General features: G+C 63.4%; 18 protein-coding genes and 1 tRNA gene. 11 read left to right on the top strand and 8 right to left on the bottom strand.

Features of this window, described 5'->3' with window-relative positions; genetic code table 11:
* Window positions 1-57: 57 nt before the first annotated feature.
* Complete coding sequence (locus tag AC0Z35_RS16715) at window positions 58-2,370, bottom strand: FUSC family protein (protein WP_485132276.1); 2,313 nt, start codon at window positions 2,368-2,370, stop codon at window positions 58-60.
* A 350-nt stretch (window positions 2,371-2,720) separates the two neighbouring features.
* Here AC0Z35_RS16715 and AC0Z35_RS16710 point away from each other — a divergent pair, with 350 nt between their 5' ends.
* The 4 genes from AC0Z35_RS16710 (at window position 2,721) to pssA (ending at window position 7,264) form a co-directional block, all read left to right on the top strand.
* Window positions 2,721-4,724, top strand: a complete 2,004-nt coding sequence (locus AC0Z35_RS16710; protein ID WP_255444745.1) for an acetolactate synthase 3 catalytic subunit — start codon at window positions 2,721-2,723, stop codon at window positions 4,722-4,724.
* Window positions 4,725-4,734: 10 nt separating this feature from the next.
* Window positions 4,735-5,226: an acetolactate synthase small subunit gene (gene ilvN / locus AC0Z35_RS16705; RefSeq protein ID WP_006223608.1), complete on the top strand. Its 492-nt coding sequence runs from the start codon at window positions 4,735-4,737 to the stop codon at window positions 5,224-5,226.
* A 76-nt stretch (window positions 5,227-5,302) separates the two neighbouring features.
* On the top strand, window positions 5,303-6,319 hold the full coding sequence (gene ilvC / locus AC0Z35_RS16700) for a ketol-acid reductoisomerase (RefSeq protein ID WP_046807014.1): 1,017 nt from the start codon (window positions 5,303-5,305) through the stop codon (window positions 6,317-6,319).
* Window positions 6,320-6,487: 168 nt separating this feature from the next.
* Complete coding sequence (gene pssA, locus AC0Z35_RS16695) at window positions 6,488-7,264, top strand: CDP-diacylglycerol--serine O-phosphatidyltransferase (protein ID WP_046807015.1); 777 nt, start codon at window positions 6,488-6,490, stop codon at window positions 7,262-7,264.
* A 108-nt stretch (window positions 7,265-7,372) separates the two neighbouring features.
* On the opposite strand, the gene AC0Z35_RS16690 is transcribed toward pssA, so the two are convergent.
* Entirely contained in the window at window positions 7,373-7,891 is a 519-nt protein-coding gene (locus AC0Z35_RS16690) for a lipoprotein (protein WP_046807016.1), read from the bottom strand.
* A gap of 294 nt (window positions 7,892-8,185) precedes the next feature.
* On the opposite strand from AC0Z35_RS16690, the gene rpsO reads away from it, so the two are divergent.
* From rpsO to AC0Z35_RS16660, 6 genes are all read left to right on the top strand, one after another.
* Window positions 8,186-8,455, top strand: coding sequence for a 30S ribosomal protein S15 (gene rpsO, locus AC0Z35_RS16685; protein ID WP_006223612.1), 270 nt, complete (start codon window positions 8,186-8,188; stop codon window positions 8,453-8,455).
* A gap of 91 nt (window positions 8,456-8,546) precedes the next feature.
* Window positions 8,547-10,709, top strand: a complete 2,163-nt coding sequence (pnp, locus tag AC0Z35_RS16680; protein WP_046807017.1) for a polyribonucleotide nucleotidyltransferase — start codon at window positions 8,547-8,549, stop codon at window positions 10,707-10,709.
* Window positions 10,710-10,946: 237 nt separating this feature from the next.
* Window positions 10,947-11,624 carry a hypothetical protein gene (locus AC0Z35_RS16675; protein ID WP_370512779.1) on the top strand — a complete coding sequence of 226 codons (678 nt, stop codon included), beginning with the start codon at window positions 10,947-10,949 and terminating at the stop codon, window positions 11,622-11,624.
* A gap of 15 nt (window positions 11,625-11,639) precedes the next feature.
* Window positions 11,640-12,857 carry a threonine ammonia-lyase gene (locus AC0Z35_RS16670; RefSeq protein WP_046807019.1) on the top strand — a complete coding sequence of 406 codons (1,218 nt, stop codon included), beginning with the start codon at window positions 11,640-11,642 and terminating at the stop codon, window positions 12,855-12,857.
* A 496-nt stretch (window positions 12,858-13,353) separates the two neighbouring features.
* The gene (locus tag AC0Z35_RS16665) at window positions 13,354-13,776 is read left to right on the top strand and encodes a tripartite tricarboxylate transporter TctB family protein (protein ID WP_485132277.1); all 423 of its coding nucleotides are present in this window, start codon (window positions 13,354-13,356) and stop codon (window positions 13,774-13,776) included.
* 9 nt (window positions 13,777-13,785) lie between these two features.
* A complete protein-coding gene (locus AC0Z35_RS16660; protein WP_046807021.1) occupies window positions 13,786-15,291 on the top strand; it encodes a tripartite tricarboxylate transporter permease in 1,506 nt (501 codons plus the stop codon).
* Window positions 15,292-15,447: 156 nt separating this feature from the next.
* On the opposite strand, the gene AC0Z35_RS16655 is transcribed toward AC0Z35_RS16660, so the two are convergent.
* The 5 genes from AC0Z35_RS16655 to AC0Z35_RS16635 all read right to left on the bottom strand — a co-directional run bounded on the left by AC0Z35_RS16655 (window position 15,448) and on the right by AC0Z35_RS16635 (window position 21,697).
* On the bottom strand, window positions 15,448-15,996 hold the full coding sequence (locus AC0Z35_RS16655; protein ID WP_240434040.1) for a PIN domain-containing protein: 549 nt from the start codon (window positions 15,994-15,996) through the stop codon (window positions 15,448-15,450).
* 521 nt (window positions 15,997-16,517) lie between these two features.
* Window positions 16,518-18,053, bottom strand: coding sequence for a tetratricopeptide repeat protein (locus AC0Z35_RS16650; RefSeq protein ID WP_485132278.1), 1,536 nt, complete (start codon window positions 18,051-18,053; stop codon window positions 16,518-16,520).
* 57 nt (window positions 18,054-18,110) lie between these two features.
* Window positions 18,111-19,250: an RDD family protein gene (locus tag AC0Z35_RS16645; protein ID WP_485132279.1), complete on the bottom strand. Its 1,140-nt coding sequence runs from the start codon at window positions 19,248-19,250 to the stop codon at window positions 18,111-18,113.
* A 204-nt stretch (window positions 19,251-19,454) separates the two neighbouring features.
* Entirely contained in the window at window positions 19,455-20,639 is a 1,185-nt protein-coding gene (locus AC0Z35_RS16640; protein ID WP_485132280.1) for a serine hydrolase domain-containing protein, read from the bottom strand.
* A 41-nt stretch (window positions 20,640-20,680) separates the two neighbouring features.
* Window positions 20,681-21,697 carry a Bug family tripartite tricarboxylate transporter substrate binding protein gene (locus AC0Z35_RS16635; RefSeq protein ID WP_223264773.1) on the bottom strand — a complete coding sequence of 339 codons (1,017 nt, stop codon included), beginning with the start codon at window positions 21,695-21,697 and terminating at the stop codon, window positions 20,681-20,683.
* Between the two features lie 122 nt (window positions 21,698-21,819).
* Here AC0Z35_RS16635 and AC0Z35_RS16630 point away from each other — a divergent pair, with 122 nt between their 5' ends.
* On the top strand, window positions 21,820-22,734 hold the full coding sequence (locus tag AC0Z35_RS16630) for a LysR family transcriptional regulator (RefSeq protein ID WP_046807026.1): 915 nt from the start codon (window positions 21,820-21,822) through the stop codon (window positions 22,732-22,734).
* 145 nt (window positions 22,735-22,879) lie between these two features.
* On the opposite strand, the gene AC0Z35_RS16625 is transcribed toward AC0Z35_RS16630, so the two are convergent.
* A tRNA-Ser gene (locus AC0Z35_RS16625) sits at window positions 22,880-22,967 on the bottom strand.
* Window positions 22,968-23,073 lie beyond the last annotated feature (106 nt).

Below are 23,073 nucleotides of genomic sequence, written 5' to 3'. Positions count from 1 at the left end.
ACTGTTCCACGTCTTCGCGCGCTTTGCCTGTCTTGCGGGTTACCGATACCTTCGGCTTCAGGCCGCCGCCGCCAGCGGCGGTGCGTGCGTCGGGTCAGCCAGCGCCTGCAACTCCTGGCGAATCATGTGCGAGGCCTTCAGCATCTGTTTCAGCGGATAGGCCAACGCCGCCTGCTCTCCGGATGTGTCGAACTGCGTGGGCAGGGTGGTGGCGATCTGCGGGCGCTTTTCGTCCAGCAGGTCGACCATGCCGTTCATGGCAAGCTGCACCGCCTCGGGCGTTTTGGGCAGCGCGGCCAGGATGGGAATCGCCGCCGTGATCTGTGATGCCAGCACGTGGTTCTGAATCAGCAGGTTGTTCAATTCCGGCACGCTTTGCTGGTGCGACTTTGGCTCGCTCATCATTCGATAGAACGCTTCGGCGAAGTTGCTGAACGCAATGTGCACGTTCTTGCGCGCCAGCCGCCAGGCCAGGTCGGCGTCGATGACGGCGGGCGTGTCGGCCGCGGATGTGGCAGTGGGGCTGGCGGCGGGGGATGCAGGGGTTGTGCCGGCAGTCGTGGCGGCAGTCGTGGCGGCATTCGTGGCGGTAGCTGTGGCCACGTTTGACGGCGCGCCATGCGCCTGCATGGCTTCCACGTAGCGCAGGCCGGCAACCAGGTACTCGCGGTTGGCGCGCGTGGCGGCGGCCGCCAGCGGCTTCAGGTAGCGCGCTTCCCACCACGGCAGGATGTAGCTGCATATCAGCGCCAGCGCGCAACCCAGCAGCGTGTCGATGGCGCGTTCGCCAATCACCGACATCGACACGGTGCCCGGCGACACGAAGTGGAACACCAGCACCACGAACAGGGTGTTGAATATGGCGCTGGCCATGTAGTTCAGTTGCACCAGGCTGTTGCCCATGATGCAGGCGCCCAGCAGCACGGCGAACAGGATCTCGGGGCTGTCGGTCAGGTTGAACAGCAGCAGGGCGCAGATGCAGCCGATCAGGGTGCCGCCCAGGCGCCAGCCGTTGCGTTGCCGCGTCAGCGCGAAGCCGGGCTTCATGATGATGACGATGGTCAGCATGATCCAGTAGTTGTGCGCGGAAAACTCCGGCGACAACCAGCGGCTGGCCAGCGTCATGGCAATGGCGGCGGCGGCCGTCACGCGCAGCGCGTAGCGAAAATGGGGGGAATCCAGCCGCAGGTTGCTGGTCAGGAGCCCAAAGCGGAATTCCTGCCGCGAGATGAATCGCGTCAACGACTTGTTGATGCGCAAGACGTCGGTGGGCTTGGCGTCGGGCGATGCCGCCGTGTGGTCGGCCAGGCGGTCCACGATGCGGGCCGAATTGCGCAGGCGGCGCAGCACCTGGATGATCAGCGCCAGCATCTCGGGTTCGCGTTCGCCCAAGCCTTGCTGTTTCAGCTGTTCGATTTCGTATTCGATGGCGCGCAGCTCGGCCTTGGCGCTGCTGCGGTATTGCACGGGGCGGCCGCGCGACACGTCCAGCGCGATGCGATTCAATTCCAGCGACATCTTGACCAGCGCGTCACGCATGAACATCAGGCAGTCGTTGCCGGCCAGCGTGCGGCGCAGCGACGCGTAGTCGGTATGCGTGGCAACCAGCGTGTCCAGCAATTGCAGCATGTCCACGAACATGTTCCAGATCATCACGCGCTGGCGGTCGCCCACGCCCTTGCCGCGTGGCAGCGCGCGCAGCACCATGTCGCGCGCGGCCTGGTGCTTTTCCGTCATGATCGACTGGCGCTGGATCAGTGCGCGGTAGGCCTCGTCCAGGTCGGCCGTTTCGTCGTAGAAAGCGGCGCGAGCGGCCACGTAGTCAGCGGTGGCGAACAGCGCCACCGACATGGCCTGCTGTTCTTCGCGCAGCCAGAACAGGCGCGAAAAGCCCAGGCTGAAGACCACGTAGAACAACGCGCCGCCCAGCGTCGCGGCGGCATGCGCCAGCACTTGGTGCGGCTCCAGCGGCGAATGCATGGTCAACGTCATCAGCAACAGGCCGGCAAAGCCGATCAGCCCGCCGCGCTTGCCGAACACCGTGAACATCGAATAGACAAAGCACTGCGCAATCACCACCAACCAGATCAGGACGGGGTTGCTGGAGGCCAGGCCGGTAATGATGACGGTAAGCGTACCCAGCGCTGCGCCGCCCAGCATTTCGTTGGTGCGATGGCGCTGCGGCCCGCCCGGCTGGTCGATGATGGCCAGGCACTGCGCGCCAAACGTGGCGACCAGCCCGGTGGTGTAGTTGCCGAACAGCCCGCCCAGCACCAGCACGGGCAACAGCATGCCAACCCCCTGGCGCACCCCCCCGAAGAAGTAGTGGCTGTAAAGGAAGCGGCGGATGCTGGCGATGCGCAAATCCATGGGGGCGGGGCCTAATTCTCGCGATGCGGCAAGTATATAGATGCGCCCGCGAGTTAGGGCCTTTCCCCGCCGGGCCGCCCCAAGGGGAAAGCTGCCCCCTTGGGGGGCAGAGAGCGCACGAAGGGCGCGAAGCGTGGGGGCCCCTTTTTCCGCTGGGCCGCCCCAAGGGGAAAGCTGCCCCGCTGGGGGGGCATATATTTTGGGGTCGGATGGTTGCCGGACTGTCCCGCAATTCGCCTTGCATCGCGCGTGCAACGGTCGCTTCACGCCGATTTGCTACCTTTGACGCAACGCGGTAAATTCCATCTCTTGCGCCGGTCTGCCTATCCGATACCGGTGCGTTGAGGCGGATGGTAACGGGTCACCTCCCCAGCCATCCCGCCGCAGTGATACTTGCTGTTGGCCGCGCCACAAGCGTGTGTTGCCAAAGCTTCCATTTCGACCTCCAGCGTCCCCCAGGGGCGTTTGCACTGCGTTCTGTCGAGCGTGTGCCGGGTCGGCAGGGTGTCCGGGTGGCGTGGCTCCGTGAGCCGCTAAGCGCCGGATCATGTTGTCGTAGCCGGTATGGGTTCCGTTGCCGCCGTATCCGGGCGAGCAGCAGTCAGGGTTGCAGGGCCGGTACTGAAAGGAAATACAACATGGAAATGAATGGCGCCGATATCGTCGTGCGCTGCCTGGCCGATGAGGGCGTGGAACACGTTTTCGGCTATCCCGGCGGCGCAGTGCTTTACATCTACGACGCGATCTTCAAGCAAGACAAATTTCAGCATATCCTGGTTCGTCACGAGCAAGCCGCCGTGCACGCCGCCGATGCCTATTCGCGCTCGTCGCAAAAGGTTGGCGTCTGCCTCGTGACCAGCGGCCCGGGCGTGACCAATGCCGTCACCGGCATCGCCACCGCCTATATGGATTCCATCCCCATGGTCATCATCAGCGGGCAAGTGCCCACTGCGGCCATCGGCGAAGATGCGTTCCAGGAATGCGACACCGTCGGCATCACGCGTCCCTGCGTCAAGCACAACTTCCTGGTGCGTGACGTCAAGGACCTGGCCGAAACCATGCGCCGCGCGTTCTATATCGCGCGTACGGGCCGTCCCGGCCCGGTGCTGGTCGATATCCCCAAGGACATCACCGTCGCGCAGTGCAAATACACGCCGCCCAAGGGCGAGATCTCGATGCGTTCCTACGCGCCCGTCAACAAGGGTCACCAGGGGCAAATCAAGAAAGCCGTGCAGATGCTGCTGGCTGCCGAACGGCCGATGATCTACACGGGTGGCGGCGTCATCCTGTCGAACGCCGCGCCCGAGTTGAACAAGCTTGTGTCGCAACTGGGTGCGCCTTGCACCAGCACCCTGATGGGCCTGGGCGGGTACCCGGCCAGCAGCGGCCAGTTCGTGGGCATGCCCGGCATGCACGGCACGTACGAAGCCAATATGGCGATGCAGCACTGCGACGTGCTGCTGGCCATCGGCGCGCGTTTCGATGACCGCGTGATCGGCAACCCCAAGCACTTTGCGCAAAACGCCCGCAAGATCATCCATATCGATATCGATCCGTCGTCGATCTCCAAGCGCGTGCGCGTGGACGTCCCGATCGTCGGCAACGTCAAGGATGTGCTGGCCGACCTGTCCGCCCAATTCGAAGTGGCGGCCGCCGAGCACAAGCCCGCGTCCATCACCAAATGGTGGGAGCAGGTGGAAACGTGGCGCGGCAAGGAATGCCTGAAGTTCGCCAACTCGGACGAAGTCATCAAGCCGCAGTACGTGGTGGAAAAGCTGTGGGAAGTGACGGGCGGCGACGCCTTCGTCACGTCCGACGTGGGCCAGCACCAGATGTGGGCGGCCCAGTACTACAAGTTCGACAAGCCGCGCCGCTGGATCAACTCCGGCGGCCTGGGCACCATGGGTGTGGGGCTGCCGTACGCGATGGGCGTGCAGATGGCCAACCCTGGGCACGACGTTGCCGTCATTACCGGCGAAGCGTCGATCCAGATGAACATCCAGGAACTGTCGACCTGCCATCAATACCGCCTGACGCCCAAGATCGTCTGCCTGAACAACCGTTTCTTGGGCATGGTCCGGCAATGGCAGCAGATCGATTACGGCTCGCGCTATTCCGAGTCCTACATGGATTCGCTGCCCGACTTCGTCAAGGTGGCCGAGGCCTATGGCCACGTGGGTCTGCGCATCGAGCGTCCGGCGGATGTCGAACCCGCGCTGCGCGAAGCCTTTGGCAAGCACAAGGAACGCCTGGTCTTTCTGGACTTCATCACCGACCGCACCGAAAACGTGTGGCCGATGGTCAAGGCCGGCCGTGGGCTGACCGAAATGCTGCTTGGCTCTGAAGACCTGTAAGGAGGCCACCATGAAGCACGTGATTTCCGTCCTCCTCGAAAACGAACCCGGCGCGCTGTCGCGCGTGGTGGGGCTGTTTTCCGCGCGGGGCTACAACATCGAAACCCTGACCGTGGCGCCCACCGAGGATTCCACGCTGTCGCGCATGACGATCGTGACGACCGGTTCCGATGAAGTCATCGAACAGATCACCAAGCACCTGAACCGCCTGGTGGATGTCGTTAAAGTGGTGGACCTGACCGAAGGCGCCCACATCGAGCGCGAGCTGATGCTGGTGAAGGTGCGCGCCGTTGGCAAGGAACGCGAAGAGATGAAGCGCATGGCGGACATTTTCCGTGGCCGCATCATCGACGTGACCGACAAGTCCTACACCATCGAATTGACCGGGGTGCAGGAAAAAGTACAGGCCTTCCTGGAAGCCCTGGACCGCAGTGCCATCCTTGAAACCGTACGCACCGGCGTGTCCGGCATCGGACGCGGTGAACGGATTTTGAAGATTTGACCGGCCTTCCAGGCCACGCCACACCCTACATCTGAATTAATCGAATATCCAAAATACTGGAATCTGGAGCACAACCATGAAAGTTTTCTACGACAAAGACTGCGATCTGTCCCTCATCAAAGGCAAGACCGTTGCCATCATCGGCTACGGTTCGCAAGGCCATGCGCACGCGCAGAACCTGCATGAATCGGGCGTGAAGGTCATCGTCGGCCTGCGCAAGGACGGCGCTTCGTGGAACAAGGCCGCCAACGCCGGCCTGGAAGTCAAGGAAGTGGCTGATGCCGTGAAGGCCGCCGACATCGTCATGATGTTGCTGCCCGACGAGAACATCGCTTCGGTCTACAACAAGGAAGTGCACGGCAACATCAAGGCCGGCGCCGCCCTGGCTTTCGCCCACGGCTTCAACGTCCACTACGGCCAGGTCGTGCCGCGCGAAGACATCGACGTCATCATGATCGCCCCGAAGGCCCCGGGCCACACGGTGCGCAACACGTACAAGCAAGGTGGCGGCGTGCCCCACCTGGTGGCCGTGTACCAGGACAAGTCGGGCGCCGCGCGTGACGTGGCCCTGTCGTACGCCAGCGCCAACGGCGGCGGCCGTGCCGGCATCATCGAAACCAATTTCCGCGAAGAAACCGAAACCGACCTGTTCGGCGAACAAGCCGTGCTGTGCGGCGGTACCGTCGAACTGATCAAGGCCGGTTTCGACACGCTGGTGGAAGCCGGCTACGCGCCCGAAATGGCGTACTTCGAATGCCTGCACGAACTGAAGCTGATCGTCGACCTGATCTATGAAGGCGGTATCGCCAACATGAACTACTCGATTTCGAACAACGCTGAATTCGGCGAATACGAAACGGGTCCGAAGATCGTCACCGACGAAACCCGCAAGGCCATGCGCCAGTGCCTGACGGACATCCAGACCGGCGAATACGCCAAGAAGTTCATCCTGGAAAACACCGCCGGCGCCCCGACGCTGACCTCGCGCCGCCGCATCAACGCGGAATCGCAGATCGAGCAAGTGGGCGGCAAGCTGCGCGCCATGATGCCCTGGATCGCCGCGAACAAGCTGGTGGACAAGTCCAAGAACTGATCGACGTCCGGTGCGGGGCTGGCCCCGCGCCCCGTCCTCAAAGACGGCATGCTCGCAAGGGCGTGCCGTTTTTTTTATGGCCTTTTCGTCAGGCACGGCTCTTGCTCTATCCCGCAAGCGGGGCCATATGAGTTAACCTTTCACAGTCCGTTGTAAGTTATTGAGACTATGCCCAATTTTTCCATGCGCGATTCCGAGAACCGCCACCGAAGCATCTACTTGCTGCCCAACGCATTCACCACCGCGGCGCTGTTCGCGGGGTTCTATGCCGTCGTGCAGGCCATGAATGATCGCTTCGAAGTCGCCGCCATCGCCATTTTCGTGGCGATGGTGCTTGATGGCATGGATGGCCGCGTCGCCCGGTTGACCAATACGCAGTCTGCCTTCGGCGAGCAATATGATTCGCTGTCGGATATGACGTCGTTCGGCGTTGCGCCCGCGCTGGTCATGTACGAATGGATCTTGAACGACCTGGGCCGCTGGGGTTGGCTTGCCGCCTTCGTCTATGTCGCCGGCGCCGCGCTGCGCCTGGCACGCTTCAATACCAATATCGCTGTCGTCGACAAACGCTATTTCCAAGGCTTGCCCAGCCCGGCGGCCGCCGCCTTGGTTGCCGGCTTCGTCTGGCTGGCTGTCGATAACAAGCTGCCGATCCATGACAGCCTGATGGCCTGGGTGGCCTTTACGCTAACCATGTACGCCGGCATCACCATGGTGTCGAACGCGCCGTTCTTCAGCGGCAAGAGCTTTGCGCTGGGCCGCAGCGTGCCGTTCTGGGGCATCTTGCTGGTGGTGGCCGTGTTCGTGTTCGTGTCCAGCGATCCCCCGGTGGTGCTGTTCGGCCTGTTCGTGCTGTATGGTCTTTCGGGCTGGGTCATGTGGGCGTGGCGCTGGAACAAGGCGCGCCGCCTGACGCAAGAGCGTCGCGGGCAGTCATCGTCCTGACCGCTGTCGGTATTACTTACCGCTCACACAAAACCCGCCAGTCGGCGGGTTTTGTATTTCATCTTTGACGTTTGACGTTTGGCGTCGGGCGATTATTGCCCGGACACCTTAGCGCCACATGAACCTTTCATCGTCATACATCGGGTCCGGGCCAGGATGGAAGTGCGTCAGCTTGCTGCCGTCGCGGCTCATGTAGACGTACATCAGCGAATTCCAGACGCCGTTTTCCTTGTAGCGATACGACCACACGACTTCGCGCTTTTCGCCCAGCCCTGCCTCTTCGATGCGGGCGGGCGGGCCAAATTCACAGCGCACCCGGTCCGGCCCCCAATCGCCGACTTCCAGCACCTTGAAGTGCGCGTCCGTCAGCAAAGGCACGACAGGACCCACGCGCCCATCGGTGCCCACGTTGGTGCCCCAGGCAAATTGCCCCATCGGCTGCTGGGTCCAGATGACGCGTTGCCCGCCGCCCGCTTGCGGGCAGGTGTAATTGGGCTTGCCAAACTGGGTCAACACATCGGCGTAAGGCGTGCCGGGCGGCACCTGGGCCAGGTTCGCGCAGGCGGCCAGGCCGGTCAGGGCCAGGGAGGCGAGGGTGATGCGGGCTGTTCTGTAATATTTAGACATCTATTGCTCCTCTAGGCGCCGTGGGCGCTTGCCGGCCTCTGCCGAACAGGCGAAACCGTCTCTGGGGTAATTCTAGCGTTTCAGCTATAATCACCGAGCTTTATCAAACGTATTGATTGATTTTGCAAGATGCTTTGCGCCGGCAGTCCGGCTGCACGGTAGCCGAAAGCGGCCACTTTGCAGCTATTGAAGCAGCAGTGAGAAAGCAAAAACGCTTATCGCCGGGTCTTACGCAAATTTTTCCCAACCACGTCAGGGCACCTCGGCCCTGTCGCATGTCCGAAGAGGTCATCAATGTCTGTAGCTGACATCAAGAAATCCGATATCGTTGCGCAGTTCCAACGCGCTCAAGGCGATACCGGCTCCCCCGAAGTTCAGGTGGCTCTGCTCACCGCCCGTATCAACGAACTGACCGGTCACTTCAAAGAACACATGAAGGACCATCACTCGCGCCGCGGTCTGCTGCGTATGGTCAGCCGTCGCCGCAAGCTGCTCGACTATCTCAAGGGCCGCAATCCCGATTCGTACCGCGCTCTGATCGAAAAACTCGGTCTGCGCAAGTGATCGACGGGGCTGGCTCCCCATGACGCAACCGTGGTCGGTGCGACGTATTGTCGCAGCGGCCACGGTTTTTCATTTGTAAGGAATAATCGTCATGTTCAACAAAGTGACAAAATCGTTCCAGTACGGCCAGCACACGGTCGTCCTGGAAACTGGCGAGATCGCTCGCCAGGCCTCCGGCGCCGTTGTGGTGTCGATCGAGGACACCGTTGTCCTGGCTACTGTCGTAGCTTCCAAGAAGGCCAAGCCGGGTCAAACGTTTTTCCCGCTGACCGTCGACTACATCGAAAAGACCTACGCCGCCGGCCGTATTCCGGGTGGGTTCTTCAAGCGCGAAGGCAAGCCGTCCGAAAAGGAAACGCTGACCTCGCGCCTGATCGATCGTCCGCTGCGTCCGCTGTTCCCCGAAGACTTCTACAACGAAGTCCAGGTGGTCATCCACACGCTGTCGGTCAATCCCGAGATTGATCCCGACATCGCCGCCATGATCGGCGCCTCGGCCGCTCTGGCCATATCGGGCATCCCGTTCAACGGCCCGATCGGCGCCGCTCGCGTGGGCTACATCGACGGCCAATACGCGCTGAACCCGACCGCCACGCAGCTGAAGTCCTCGAAGCTGGACCTGGTGGTTGCCGGTACGGAAAACGCCGTGCTGATGGTGGAATCGGAAGCCCAACAGCTGTCCGAAGAAATCATGCTGGGCGGTGTGGTGTTCGGCCACGAGCAAATGCAGGCCGTCATCAACGCCATTCACGAATTGGTGAAGGACGCCGGCAAGCCCGAGTGGGACTGGCAAGCGCCCGCCAAGGACGAAGCCCTGATCGCCGCCGTGACCGCGGCTGCCCAGGAAGGCCTGAACGCCGCCTACCAGATCCGCGAAAAGCAGGCCCGTACGGCCAAGCTGCGCGAAGTGTCGGCCGACGTGTCGGCCAAGCTGGCTGCCGCCGCCGCTGAAAAGGGCGAGCCCGCGCCTGACGCCGTCACCGTCGACAACATCATGTTCTCGCTGGAATCGGCCATCGTTCGCGGTCAGATCCTGAACGGCGAACCGCGTATCGACGGTCGCGACACCCGCACCGTTCGCCCCATCAGCGTGCGTCTGGGCGTGCTGCCCCGCGCACACGGCAGCGCGCTGTTCACCCGTGGTGAAACGCAAGCGCTGGTCGTGGCCACGCTGGGCACCAAGCAAGACGAACAGATCATCGACGCGCTCATGGGTGAATACCGCGACCGCTTCATGATGCACTACAACATGCCTCCGTTCGCCACCGGCGAAACGGGCCGCATCGGTGTGCCCAAGCGCCGCGAAATCGGTCACGGCCGTCTCGCCAAGCGTTCGCTGATCCCGCTGCTGCCGGCTCCGGAAGACTTCCAATACACGATCCGCATCGTGTCGGAAATCACCGAGTCCAACGGCTCGTCGTCGATGGCTTCGGTCTGCGGCGGCTCGCTGGCCATGATGGACGCCGGCGTGCCGGTCAAGGATCACGTGGCCGGTGTGGCCATGGGCCTGATCCTGGACGGCGGCAAGTTTGCCGTGCTGACCGACATTCTGGGTGACGAAGATCACCTGGGCGACATGGACTTCAAGGTTGCGGGCACCGAAAACGGCGTCACCGCACTGCAGATGGACATCAAGATCCAGGGCATCACGAAGGAAATCATGCAAGTGGCGCTGGCGCAAGCCCGCGAAGGCCGCCTGCACATCCTGACCAAGATGAAGGAAGCGCTGGACGGTTCGCGCGGCGAGCTCTCGGCTTTTGCCCCGCGCATGCTGACCATCAAGATCAACCCCGAGAAGATCCGCGACGTGATCGGCAAGGGCGGCGCCACCATCCGCGCGCTGACCGAAGAAACCGGCACGCAGATCGACATCTCCGACGACGGCACGATCGTGATCGCCAGCGTCGACGAAGCGCAGGCCAAAGAAGCCCAGCGCCGCATCGTCGAACTGACGGCCGATGTCGAAGTGGGCCAGATGTACGAAGGTTCGGTCCTGCGTCTGCTGGACTTCGGCGCTATCGTGCAAGTGCTGCCGGGCCGTGACGGCCTGCTGCACATCTCGGAAATCGCCAACTACCGCATCGCCAACATCAACGATGTGCTGAAGGTCGGCCAGCAAGTCCGCGTCAAGGTCATCGAGGCCGACGACAAGGGCCGTCTGCGCCTGTCCATCAAGGCAATCGGCGGTATCGAAGCGCAGCAACCCGCTGCCGCTCCCGATGCAGCCGCCCAATCGGAACCGCAAGCTGAATAAGCTGGCAGGCTGATTGAACAAGAACGGCGCCGCAAGGCGCCGTTTTTTATTGCGGCGCCGCAAACCGCGACTGACGCGCTGATTCATCTTCTTGCGACTTCACCCCGCTGTCGTCCCCCAACTTCGCCGACCTTGCTGTAAAGTCGTGCGCGAGAAAAGGGGGAATCGGATGATCCAAGCATGACCAGATGGCCTGCCGCCGCGGGCGCGGTGCTGTGTGGCGCGCTGTCCGCCGCAATGCTGACCGGCTGCATGAGCAGTCCGGGGCCGGGGCAGCGCGGCCCCAACAGCGAAGCCATGTCGGCCGACCAATTCGGCCAGACGGATTTCAACCGCACCGTCACGCTGGAAGTGCGCGACAACCTCACCAGCCTGTATTCGCTGCTGGACAAGCTCTACCGGCGCAATCCGCGCGAATGGCGCAAGACCGGCGTGGCCGATCAAAAAGCCGCCGTGAACCGGGTCAAGCACGCCATCGAAGTGCGCATCCCGCCCAGCGACCTGGCCGGCCTGCGAGACATCCAGATCCTGGCCGTGTCGCTGGACCCGAACTACTCCGGCGACCGCGTCGGCGCGTTCATCTACGGCATGGCCGACACCATCATCGCCGCACACAACGGCAAGACCCGCCTGTATGCCACCGACGCGCTGGACGGCCAGCGGGTCTACAATGCCGCACGGAACGTCGAGGCTGCCGCCTGGCTGCTGGCCTCGCGCCGCAACAATCAGGGCGAGCTGCTTTTGCTGGCCAATGAAATGTCTCCCAATGCCACGAACCTGAGCTTCGAACGCGAGTTCGGCGCCATCATCGGCAGGCTGGACCTGATCGCCAACCTGCTTGGCGAGAATTCCCGCCGCATCGGGATCAACTATGCGCAAGGCCTCTTGCTGTTCAATTTTCTGCCTGTGCGTTAACAGGACCCACCCATCGTGATCGATATCGCTTCCATCCAGACCGCCCGCGAACACTTGCGCGGCCAGGTCTTGAAGACCCCGTTTACCTTGTCCCGCACGCTGTCCGACATCTTCGGCGCCGAGATCTGGCTGAAGTTCGAGAACCTGCAATTCACGGCATCGTTCAAGGAACGCGGCGCGTTGAACCGCATGCTCAGCTTGTCGGACGAGGAGCGCGCCAAGGGGGTTATCGCGGTGTCCGCCGGCAACCATGCGCAAGGCGTGGCCTACCATGCGCAGCGCATGGGCGTACCGGCCGTGATCGTGATGCCGCGCTTCACGCCCACCGTCAAGGTGGCCAACACGCGCCGCTTTGGCGCCGAGGTGGTGTTGGCGGGCGATACGTTCGACGATGCGAAGGCGCACGGCTACGAGCTGGCGCAGGCGCGCGGGCTGATCATGATCCACCCCTACGACGACGAAGCCGTCATTTCGGGGCAGGGCACCGTGGCGCTGGAAATGCTGGAAGACCAGCCGCGGCTGGACATGATGGTCATCGCCATCGGCGGCGGCGGGCTGATTTCCGGCGTGGCCACGGCAGCCAAGGCCTTGAAGCCGGACATCGAGATCGTGGGCGTGCAGACCGAGCGCTTCCCGTCGATGTACGCGGCGGTCAAGGGCGTGGACATGCCGCAGGGGCAATACACCATTGCGGAAGGCATCGCCGTGAAGTCGCCCGGCGCGCTGACGCAGCCCATCGTCGCCAAGCTGGTCGATCACATTGAACTGGTCAGCGAAAGCGACATCGAACACGCCATTGTCGTGTTGCTGGAAATTGAAAAGACCGTGGTCGAAGGCGCCGGCGCGGCGGGCTTGGCGGCCCTGCTGCGCGCGCAGGAAGCGGGCAGCGACCGCTACAAGGGCAAGCGCATCGGCCTGGTGCTGACGGGCGGCAACATTGACCCGCTGATGCTGGGCGAGCTGATCGAACGCGGCATGGTGCGCGCCGGCCGCCTTGCCCGTATCCGCGTGGACTTGCGCGACCTGCCGGGCGCGCTGGCGCATGCCACCAAACTCATTGCCGACGCGCAGGCGAATATCACCGAAGTGCATCACCAACGCGCTTTCACGTCATTGCCGGTGCGCAATGTCGAAGTGGATTTTGTCTTGCAGACCCGTGGTCCGGACCACATCCTGGAAGTCATCGACGTGCTGAACGCCGCGGGCTTCGCGGCCAGCAACCACGACCATTGACCAGGACTGCGGCAGGGGCGCCGGCCCGGCCTGATCGTCACCGTACCCAGACTCCGAACGCCCGCATCTTGCGGGCGTTTTTGCTTTCCCCGCCCCTGCTTCAGTCGGAAATCGTTGCAAAAAAAGTGGGGCGGCGCCGGGGCTGCAAAAAATTTATTTGCCCGCAACGGGAACTTTTTTGCGGGCCGCGTACATCCCCACTGTGCCTGGCGTGACAGCTGATTGAAGGGTTTCTGTAAGCCTTCATCGAGGCCAAATGCGTGAAAACTGTCCACTATTTGGCCTAGGGATATCCCCAAAAAAGTCATGGTTCTTACGGATATTCGATATGTCGGCATGCGATTTAGGATCTCCCACTTCGCTTTTCCGCCTGTCGTTGTTGGGCGCGGAAAGCGTTGATATAAGCGCGCGCCGGTGTTTCCAGTGAGGGTTCGGCGCGTCAGACAAGGGAGACCGCAGCTTGATTAAAAACAGACAGGACTTCTGGTCCGGAATCATGTTCATCGTTTTGGGAGGGGCCTTTTCCGCGCAGGCCACCGAATATTCCATGGGAAGCGCGGCCCGCATGGGACCCGGATATTTCCCGTTCTGGCTAGGCATCGTCCTGGCGTTGATGGGCGCGGTCGTTCTCATCAGCGCACTGGCCAAGCGCGCCGAGACCACCACGATCAGTCGCTTCGACTTCCGCATTCTTTTCCTGGTGGTCGGATCGGTGGTCTTGTACGGTTTCGCGCTTAAGTACCTGGGGCTGTACCTGTCGGTATTCGTGCTGGTACTTGTCAGCAGCCTCGCCAGCCACGAATTCAATTGGAAAGTCGCCGTGGCCAACGGCTTGTTCCTGGTGGTGTTCTCCTACCTTGCGTTCATCCGCGGTCTGGGCCTGATATTTCCGCTGTGGCCCAGCGTATTCGCCAACTAGGAGACGGCAATGGAACTACTGCAAAACCTGATGCTGGGTTTCTCCGTGGCGTTCACGCCGGAAAACCTCAGCTACGCATTCCTGGGCTGCCTGTTGGGCACGTTGGTGGGCGTATTGCCGGGCCTGGGTCCGGTGCCCACCATCGCGATGCTGCTTCCCATCACGTATGTGTTGCCGCCCACGGCCGGCCTCATCATGCTGGCGGGCATTTACTACGGCACCCAGTATGGCGGCTCGACGACGGCCATTCTGGTGAACCTGCCGGGCGAAACGTCCGCCGTGGTGACGGTGCTGGATGGTCACCAGATGGCGCGCAACGGACGGGCCGGCGCGGCCTTGTCGCTTGCTGCCATCGGGTCGTTCTTCGCGGGTAGCGTCGCCACGGTGTTGATCGCGGCCTTCGCGCCGCCCCTGGCGGAAGTGGCGTTTGCGTTTGGACCCGCCGAGTACTTTTCCTTGATGGCCCTGGGTCTTATCGGCGCGGTGGTGCTGGCGTCGGGGTCGCTGCCCAAGGCGATTTGCATGATCCTGCTGGGCTTGCTGCTGGGCATGGTCGGCACCGATGTCAATTCGGGCGTCGCCCGCTACGATTTCAGCATCCCGGAATTGCAGGACGGTATCGACTTCGCCATCGTCGCGATGGGCGTTTTCGGGCTGTCCGAGATCATGGCCAACCTGGAGCAGAAAGAGAATCGGGTCGAGATCACCGACAAGGTGGGTTCGCTGTATCCCAGCCGGCAAGAGTTCCGCGAAGCCGCGCCCGCCATCGTCCGGGGCACTGCCCTGGGTTCCGCACTGGGCATCTTGCCGGGCGGCGGTTCTGTCTTGTCGGCGTTTGCCTCGTACACGCTTGAGAAGAAGCTGTCGAAACAGCCCGAGCGTTTCGGCAAGGGGCATCCGGCCGGCTTGGCAGGTCCGGAATCCGCTAACAACGCGGGCGCGCAAACCTCGTTCATCCCGCTGCTGACGTTGGGTATTCCGGGCAACGCGGTCATGGCCTTGATGGTGGGCGCGATGACCATCCACAACATCCAGCCCGGCCCGCAAGTGATGACGAGCCACCCCGAGCTGTTCTGGGGCCTGATTGCGTCCATGTGGATCGGCAACCTGATGCTTGTCATCCTGAACCTGCCGTTGATCGGCATCTGGGTGAAGCTGTTGCGGGTTCCCTACCGCATGCTGTTCCCGGCAATCCTGGTGTTCTGCACGATCGGCGTGTATTCGCTGAACTACAACGTGTTCGACATCTTCATGTTCGCCATCTTCGGCGTCATCGGGTATGTCTGGAGCAAGCTGGGCTGCGAGGGTGCGCCGCTGTTGCTGGGCCTGGTGCTGGGCCCGATGATGGAAGAAAACTTCCGCCGGGCGCTGCTGCTGTCGCGCGGTGAATTCAGCACCTTCGTCACGCGTCCGCTGTCCGCCACATTGCTGGCGCTGGCCGCCATTTTGCTGGTGCTGGTGATGCTGCCGGCGCTGCGAAAGAAGCGCGAGGAAACGTTCGTCGAGGTCGACTGACCACGGGGAACACGCTTGGCTCCGGGCCTGGTGCGGCGCAAGCTGGCCAGGCCCTTTTTTTGCCCTCTCGTCGCCCTGCAAGGCGGCCCCTGCAGGCGTCTTAGCAGGCGTCTTAGCAGGCGCCTCAGCAGTCGCTTCAGAAGCCGCCCCGCCTTTTCACCCCGCGTCGCGCGCCACCAGGCTCTTCAGGCCATACAGGCGTTCGCGATGCAGCGTCGTGGCCAAGGGTTCGGGCTCGCGGCCCAGCGCGACGTAGTCGTCGGGAATCTGCGCAATGGCCGCGCGCATGGCGCTCGCGTCCGCCTGCCACCATTGCACCAGCATGCGATCGGGGTTGTACACATCCAGCCCCTGGCGCCGCAATTCCGACCGGTTGAAATCCTTCAGGTTCCAGGTCAGCACCTGCACCACGGGCGGCTGCTGCCAGCCACAACGCGCGCGGCGCGCCAGGCCGGCGGCAATCACGTGGAAGTCCTTGGGATCGCTGTAGCGCAACGAGGCCTCATACACCTGGGTGTCGGCTTCGTTGGCGTCGGGAAAGCGCGCGTTCATCTCGGCCCAGAACTCGGCCAGCACCTCGGGCGGAATATCCCAGATGCGCGACGCGTTGCGGCGCCATTCCTCGCCAATGCGTTCGGTCCACACCGGCGTGTACACGCCGGCATCCGCCAGACGCAACAGCAGCCGCCGCAAGATGCCGGACATCAGGACGCAGGCGTCCAGGACGATGAAAGGGGGGCGGGCGGCGGGGGCGTTCAAGACGACAGGAAGAAAGGGAAAACCGGGGAAAGCGCAGGGCAGGCGCAAGACAGGCGACCCGAAAGGCCGATGCCTTTCGATCGCAAAAGTGGTGCCCGAGACCGGAATCGAACCGGTACGACCTTGCGGTCGAGGGATTTTCTTACCACTTCGGCTTTCGCCGCCAGCGCGGGTGCGCTGTTCGTGGTCTGGAGCACGCCTTCACCATAGCCTTGCGGCCTTAGGTGCCCGCCGTCTGCTCTCTACACCTTCCCCGATTTTTCAATCGGGGCTTGGCTCGGCGTTGGCTCGGAACAAGTCCAGGGCATTCGCCGAGTTTGACGGGCTACACCTTTGAAGTTTCCTCCAAAGGGCTCAAATTTTTTTAAGTCCCTTGTGTCTACCAATTTCACCACTCGGGCGATGCGCGGCCCTTTGCAAGGGTCGGCAGCGGGCGTGACTATAACATCCCGCCGCGCGCGTTCCGGCTACTTGCGGCCGAACAGCCGTCCCAGAAAGCCGGCGGGTTTGGCGGCGGCCGCCTCCGCTTCCAGCGCGTTCTTCATCGACAGCTCCTGAAAATACGGCTTGCCGTTTTGCTGGTAGGACGAGGAGGCCTGGCGGTAGGCCACGGCCGATTCCGCGTGGCGCTTCATCTGGCCGTAGATCCGGCCGCGCGCGAACAGCGCCCAGCTGCGGTAGTCGGGGTCCAGCGCCAGCAGGCGGTCGCAAGCGGCCAGCCCTTCGTCATTGCGCTTGGCGGCGATCAGCGCGTTGATGCGTTCGGCGTGCAGCGGGCCGCTGTCGGGCCAACGTTCCAGGGCGGTGTCGGCGTAGGCCACGGCCTCGTCGGCGCGGTTCAAATGCGTCAGCGCTTCGATGCGGACGCGACGCCATTTCAGCCAGTCCGGGTCCAGCGAAATGGCCACCTCGGCCAGCGGCAGCGCTTCGTCGTAGCGTTCCAGGTAGTTCAGCATGTCGGCCGCGTTGCCGGGCAGGAAGTCGTCGCTGGGGGCGAGCTCATAGCCTTTCAGGTAGTACGCCAGCGCGGCTTCCCAATTGCGCTGGTCGCGCTGGGCGTTGCCCGCCACGAACAGCAGCTGCGCGTCGCCGCTGTCAAGCGGGTCCAGGCCGATCAGCGCTTCTTCGGCAAGTTTCGGTTCGCGGCTGCGCACGTATTCGCGCGCTTGCTCCTTGCGGCCCTCCCAGCCGGTGTCGGACAGCGTATCCAGATGGCGCCACAAGGGCACGGCTTCGTCCGCGCGACCCAGCCGGTGCAGCGACCGCGCCTTGCCTTCCAGCGGCCAGTCCCAGTCGGGCTCGCGTCGCAGCAGGCTGGTCCATTCCTCGATGGCGTCGGCGTGGCGTTCCATGGCTTGCAGGCAGGACGCGCGGTTGTGCTGGATGGCGTTTTGTTCGCCCAGGATGGCGCGGGCGCGGTCGAACATGGCGATGGCGTTTTGCAGGTCGCCCAGGCGCCGGTAGTTGTTGCCGGCGTCGTACAAAAAGCCGCCATTGTTGGGTGCCAGCGCGACGGCACGCTGGTGGTAGGGCAGGGCCTCGGTATAGCGACCGGCGTTGTGCAGGTTTGATCCGATATAGCAGTGCGGCGCGGCGGCGGCCGAACGCACTTGAGAGGCGCGGGTCCAGCTGGCGATGGCGTCTTCCAGGCGACGGTCGTTGATCAGCAGGTAGCCTTCGGCCATCAGCAGGCCAAAGTGCGAAGGCGCCCGTTGGCGGGCGTCCCGCAATCCGCGCCACGCCTGCTGCTTGTCGCCGTCGTCGTATTGCACCACCGCCTGCACGGCGATGGCGTCGCTGCATTGCGGGTCCAGCGCCAGCGCGCGCGCCAGGTCGGCGTCACGCTGGACATAGGCTTTGCGTTGCGCGTGGCAGCGGGCACGCAAGGCCCACGCGGTGGCCGATGCCGGCTGTTCGCGCACGGCCTGGTCGCACAGCGACAGCATTTTTGGCAAGTCGCTGCCGTCTTCGGCGCGGTGGATGGCTTCGATCAAGGCGGACATGCGTGGGTTCCGTCGTTACGTCGGTTGCTTGGCGGGTGCTGAGAATGGCCGGGCGGCCTAGCGCGAGAAGGCGCTGGCGTCGTGGCGGCAACTGTAGGTACGGTCGCTGGCGGGGATGTCGTCGCTGCCGCATTGCCACCGGCGCACGCCGCCGCCTTTGCGTTCGGCGCGCAGTTCCGGCACGTAGACCAGATGCTTGCCCGCCAGGCTGGGCGTGCCGTCGGTGCTGGGCGTGCCGGCAATGGTGAAGCGCAATACGCCGTTGACCGGGTTCATCTCCACCTTGGAAAAGCCGCTGTCTTGCATGGACTGCTGGCTGATGCCCAGGTCGTCCAGGCTGGCCGGAAACTTCTGCGTGCGCCGATAGTGGTTTTCCGCCAGGCGGCGCACCGGGTCGGACACCAGGTCGTAGCGGTTGATATCCGCATGCAGCGGGTTGTCGCTGTTGCGATCGCTGGTGGCGTTCACGCCTATGACGATGCCCACCACCACCAGGACCAGGGTGCCGAAAACAAAAAACAGAAACTTGCCCGCGCCGGTGACAGACGGGGCGCGCGCCACGGCCGCCTGCATCGCGTGCGGGTTCGCATCGCGTGTGATCACGTGCGTGCCGGCCAAGGCGTTGTGCATGGCGCGTTCGCCAAAGATCATTTGCTGCAAGTGGTGAAACAGGCCCGGCAGCAGCATGTTCACCGTGTACTTCAACGTGTGCCGCCACATCGACCGCACCAGGCCCGGCGCCTTGCCTTTGCGATTGACCACGCGCAGTTTCACCGCGCGCTTGCCCGGCGACCCGTTGCCCCACGCGTCCATGATGGCGGGCAGGAACCAGCCGATCAATCCGGCGATCAAGGCAATCCAGAAGGGCGCCTTGTCACCGGTCAAGCCCTCGTAGGTCAGCTGGCACGCCAGGATCAAGACGGTCATTCCCACCGCCATCACCACGGCGTCTATTGCGCTTGCACCCAGCCGTGGCCAGATGCTGGGGAACACCAGCGCGTTGCCTTGTCCGGCGGAGGCGGACCGGGCGGCGGCTTTAGGCGCGGAGGCCTTGGCGGGTTTTGTTTTTTTCTTGCCCGTGGCGAATGCGCCGGCGGGTTGGGCGGCCGACGAAGCCGGGACAGGCAGCGGCGCCTGGCAACTGAAGCATTGCGTATTCGAGGCGGGGTTCTGCCAATTGCAGCGAGGGCATTGCATGGAAACTGAGATCCTGGAGGCGCCTGGGGCCGTACAACAACGACCGGAGCGCGGATGATACTCAAGTCTTGCGCTAGGGAAAACCCGGATCACCGCGTGTGCGAACAGCCGCCACTGAAACAGAGGTGGGGCGCGGGCCTCCGCGGTGTCGCAAGATTCCGTCGCGATGCCGGGCGTGGATCCGGGCCCGGCGCCGGCCCATGGTTATGCGCCCGTGGCCTCGCGCAGGGCAAGAATGAAAGCGTTCAGTGCTGCATCGCGGTCTGGCTCGTTGGGGCTCGCGTAGCGCGGCTCGGGATAGGCGGCAAGCTGCACCACCGCCAGCTGTGCGCGCGTATCGATGAAGATGCGCTGACCGGAATGGCCCATGGCCATCATCGCGCCGTCCTCGCGCAGCCACCAGCTGTAGCCGTACGCCGCGAGGCCCAGCGCCTCTCGATGCGCGGTGTGCTGGTCGGCCGGGATCTGGAATGCCGGGGTGCCGGACCGTGCGACCCAGCCTTCGGGCAGGATGCGCTCGCCGCCCGCCACGCCATCGTCCAGGACGAACTGTGCGAAGCGGCCGATGTCGCGTAGCGTCATGCCCGCGCGGCTGCCTCCGATCTCCTGCCCATCGTCAGATTCCAGCGTGTAGAACCCGTCGAATTCCATGCCGCACGGCTGCCAGATTCGCCGTGACATATAGTCGGCCAGCGTCCCGCCGGTGGCGGCGCTGAGTACCGCGCCCAGCAGATACGTATCCCCGGTGTTGTAGTGCCATACCCGGCCGGCGTCGTGGGCGCGATGGCAGGCGCGCAGCAAGCCCAGCACGCCGCCCGGCACCTTGTCGGCCAGCGATTTGCTATAGCGATTCACATCCGAGGACTTGTCGGTGTAGTTTTCTTCCCAGGCGATACCTGATGACATTGTCAGCAGGTGGCGCACCGTCACGGCATCGTAGGCGCAGCCGGCCAGCGCCGGCACATAGGCCGTCACCGGGTCGTCCAGGCTCGCAATCGAGCCGTCGTGCAAGGCCGCGCCCGTCAGCATGGCCGTCATGGACTTGACCGTGGACATGGTCGACCAGCGCTCATGCGCCTGGAAACCCAGGCCATAGCGTTCCAGAACAATGTGGCCGCGATGGATCGCGATCAGGCCGGCAACGTTGTTGCGGTCCATCAGATCGGCCACACCCAGCTGTTCATCGCCCTGCGTGAAGCGCACGTCGATTTCGGGAGCGCGCGGCAAGGGGCGTGGCTGCGAACCACGGCGGATGGCGCGGGTGGCGAACAGGCGATCGACGATGCGATAGCCATACGACTGCAGGCAGGGCGGCCACAGCAGGAAGTCTTCACCGCGCGGCAGGTGTTCAACGGCCTCGGCCAACCGCGGGGAGGGGATAGCGTTCATGGATACCTCAATAAAAAGCCGGGCACGCGGCCCGGCACAAATCAGTCGTTTCGCACGCCCAGGCGTTTCACGATCGGGCCCCACACATCGGCCTCGGTTTTCATCGACTCCGCCACCGAGGCGGGTCCAAGCTCCTTGGGCGGCGTCATGTAGATGTCGGCCATTTGCTTGCGCACCGCCGGATCAGCCCAGAACTTGCGCGTGGCCTCGGTAAGCCGAGTCACGATCTCGGGGGGCGTGCCCTTGGGCGCCATCAAGCCGTACCAGGCGTCGCCGGGAAAGCCCTGCACGCCGACCTCCGCAATCGTGGGCACATCGGGAAGCTGCGCGACGCGGTCTGCGCCGAAGATCACCAGCGGTACCGCCTTGCCGGTCTTGACCTGCGGCACCGCGCCGGTAAGCGCGTCCGCGGTCAGGTCGATTTGTCCGCCGATCAAATCCATCATTGCCGGCGCTGCGCCCTTGTACGGTACGTGCGACATCTCGATCTTGAAGTGCTCGGCCAGAAATGCCACGTTCAGGTGTGTGGAATTGCCGATACCGGCCGAGCCGTAGTTCAGATGACCGGGGCTGGCCTTGGCCTTCTTCACCAGGTCATCCACCGACCGGATGCCGGTGGCGGGATTGGCCACCAGCACTTGTGAGGTGCCGGCGATCTTCGTGACCGGGTCGAAGTCGCGCGTGGGGTTGTAGGCCAGCTGCGAGTAGGTGAATGGGTTTACCGACATGTTGGACGTGCTGCCGAACAGCAGCGCATAGCCGTCGGCCGGCTGCTTGGCCACATAGGCGGCCGCGATGCTGCCATTGGCGCCGGGCTTGTTTTCCACCACCACGGTGCCGCCGATCTCTTTGCCGGCGTAGGCGGCCCAGGCGCGCGCCAGCGCGTCGGCCGCGCCGCCGGCAGCCACGGGAACAAATACCGAGACCGGGCGGGCCGGCCAGTCGGCGGCGCTAGCTGGCGCGGCGCAAGCCATGGCCAGCGTGCCGGCTGCGGCCAGGCCTATCAGGCGTTGAAAACGGGAAGAAGCCGACTGCGGAAAGCGCGAACCGAGGGCCATGGCCTGTTGCTCCAGTTGAATTCGGATGGTGAACCCGCATTCTGGAAGTCCCGATTCATTACGTCCAATGCATAATTAATCATCAAAGCATAATTAAGAAGTAATAAAACCACGGGGTCCGCATGAACTTGCAGCAGCTGGAACACTTTCTTGTGTTGGTGGAGACTCGATCTTTCAGCCGTGCAGCCGTCAAACTGCACCTGACACAGCCCGCCCTCAGCCGCAGTATCCAGGCGCTTGAAGAAACGCTGGGCGGCCGTTTGCTTGAACGCGACAAAGAGAAAACGCTGACAGCGCTGGGCGAGTTGGCCATCGTGCGCGCGCGGCGCATCCGGGTCGAACTGTCCGAGCTGCGTCGCAGCGCCAGCCTGTTGGCCGACTACGCGGGCGGCACGCTGCGGCTGGGCCTCGGCCCCACGCCCACCGCGATTCTTTCGGTGCCGCTGCTGCGCGAGATGAAGGAGCGCTATCCGGCAATCAAGCTGCTGCTAAGCGGCGGTGCACCCGAGATGCAGGTGCAAGAGCTGCGCGAGGGGGCGGTCGACGCGCTGGTGGTTCACCGCAACCACATCCCGGCCGACGCGGATCTGCATCTGATGTTCTTTCCCCGCACGCCGCTGGGCTTCGTGGTTCGGACCGGCCATCCACTGGCCGGCCGGACCGATCTCGATTTTCAGGCCTTGCGTCGTTTCGGCGTAGCCGCCAGCGGCCGAGCCATGAGCGACGAGGTGATGCACCGACTGAATGCCTATTTCGGCCCAACAGCGCATTTCATCGAAGCGATCCAGTACCAATCGAACGACATCCACCCGCTGGTCGATTTGGTCCGAACCAGCGATACGGTGTTCTTTGGCGTGCTGCGCGTGGCGCAGCCTGGAATCGCCCATGGCGAGTTGGTGCACTTGGATATCCGACCGGCATTGGAGTTGTCGTCCCAGTTTGTGTTTGTGACTCTGGAAGGCAAAACACTGCCACCCGCGCTATTGCGGCTCAGGGAACTGTGCACGCGCTACATGTCGGGAGAGGATGCCCCGTGACGCGACGGGAAGCCGGTGTCTTTGCGTGGCACCTGCCGATATAGCGCGCGGGCGCCGGGGCCAAGGCCGTATTTCGGGCCGGTCTGCAACACGGGTAGGGGAACGCAGCCGCGCCGCAAAGGCGCGTGGGCTGCTGTCGAGGGTCTGGCGGAAGCGGTGAGATTCGAACTCACGAACGGTTGCCCGTTGCCGGTTTTCAAGACCGGTGCAATCGACCACTCTGCCACGCTTCCGGGGTGATGCCGCGCCGCGCGTCGGGTCGCGGCGTTACGGTTTGGGGATTCGGCCGTCAGGCAAACATTCTGCCCGAACGATCCCGCGAGATGCCGTAAAGGGCGC

The sequence above is a fragment of the Achromobacter sp. 1L-A-4-B-C2 genome, assembly GCF_057291955.1.
The sequence above is the reverse complement of the archived record's forward strand: the minus strand, read 5'-3'. Positions and strand labels throughout refer to the sequence as shown.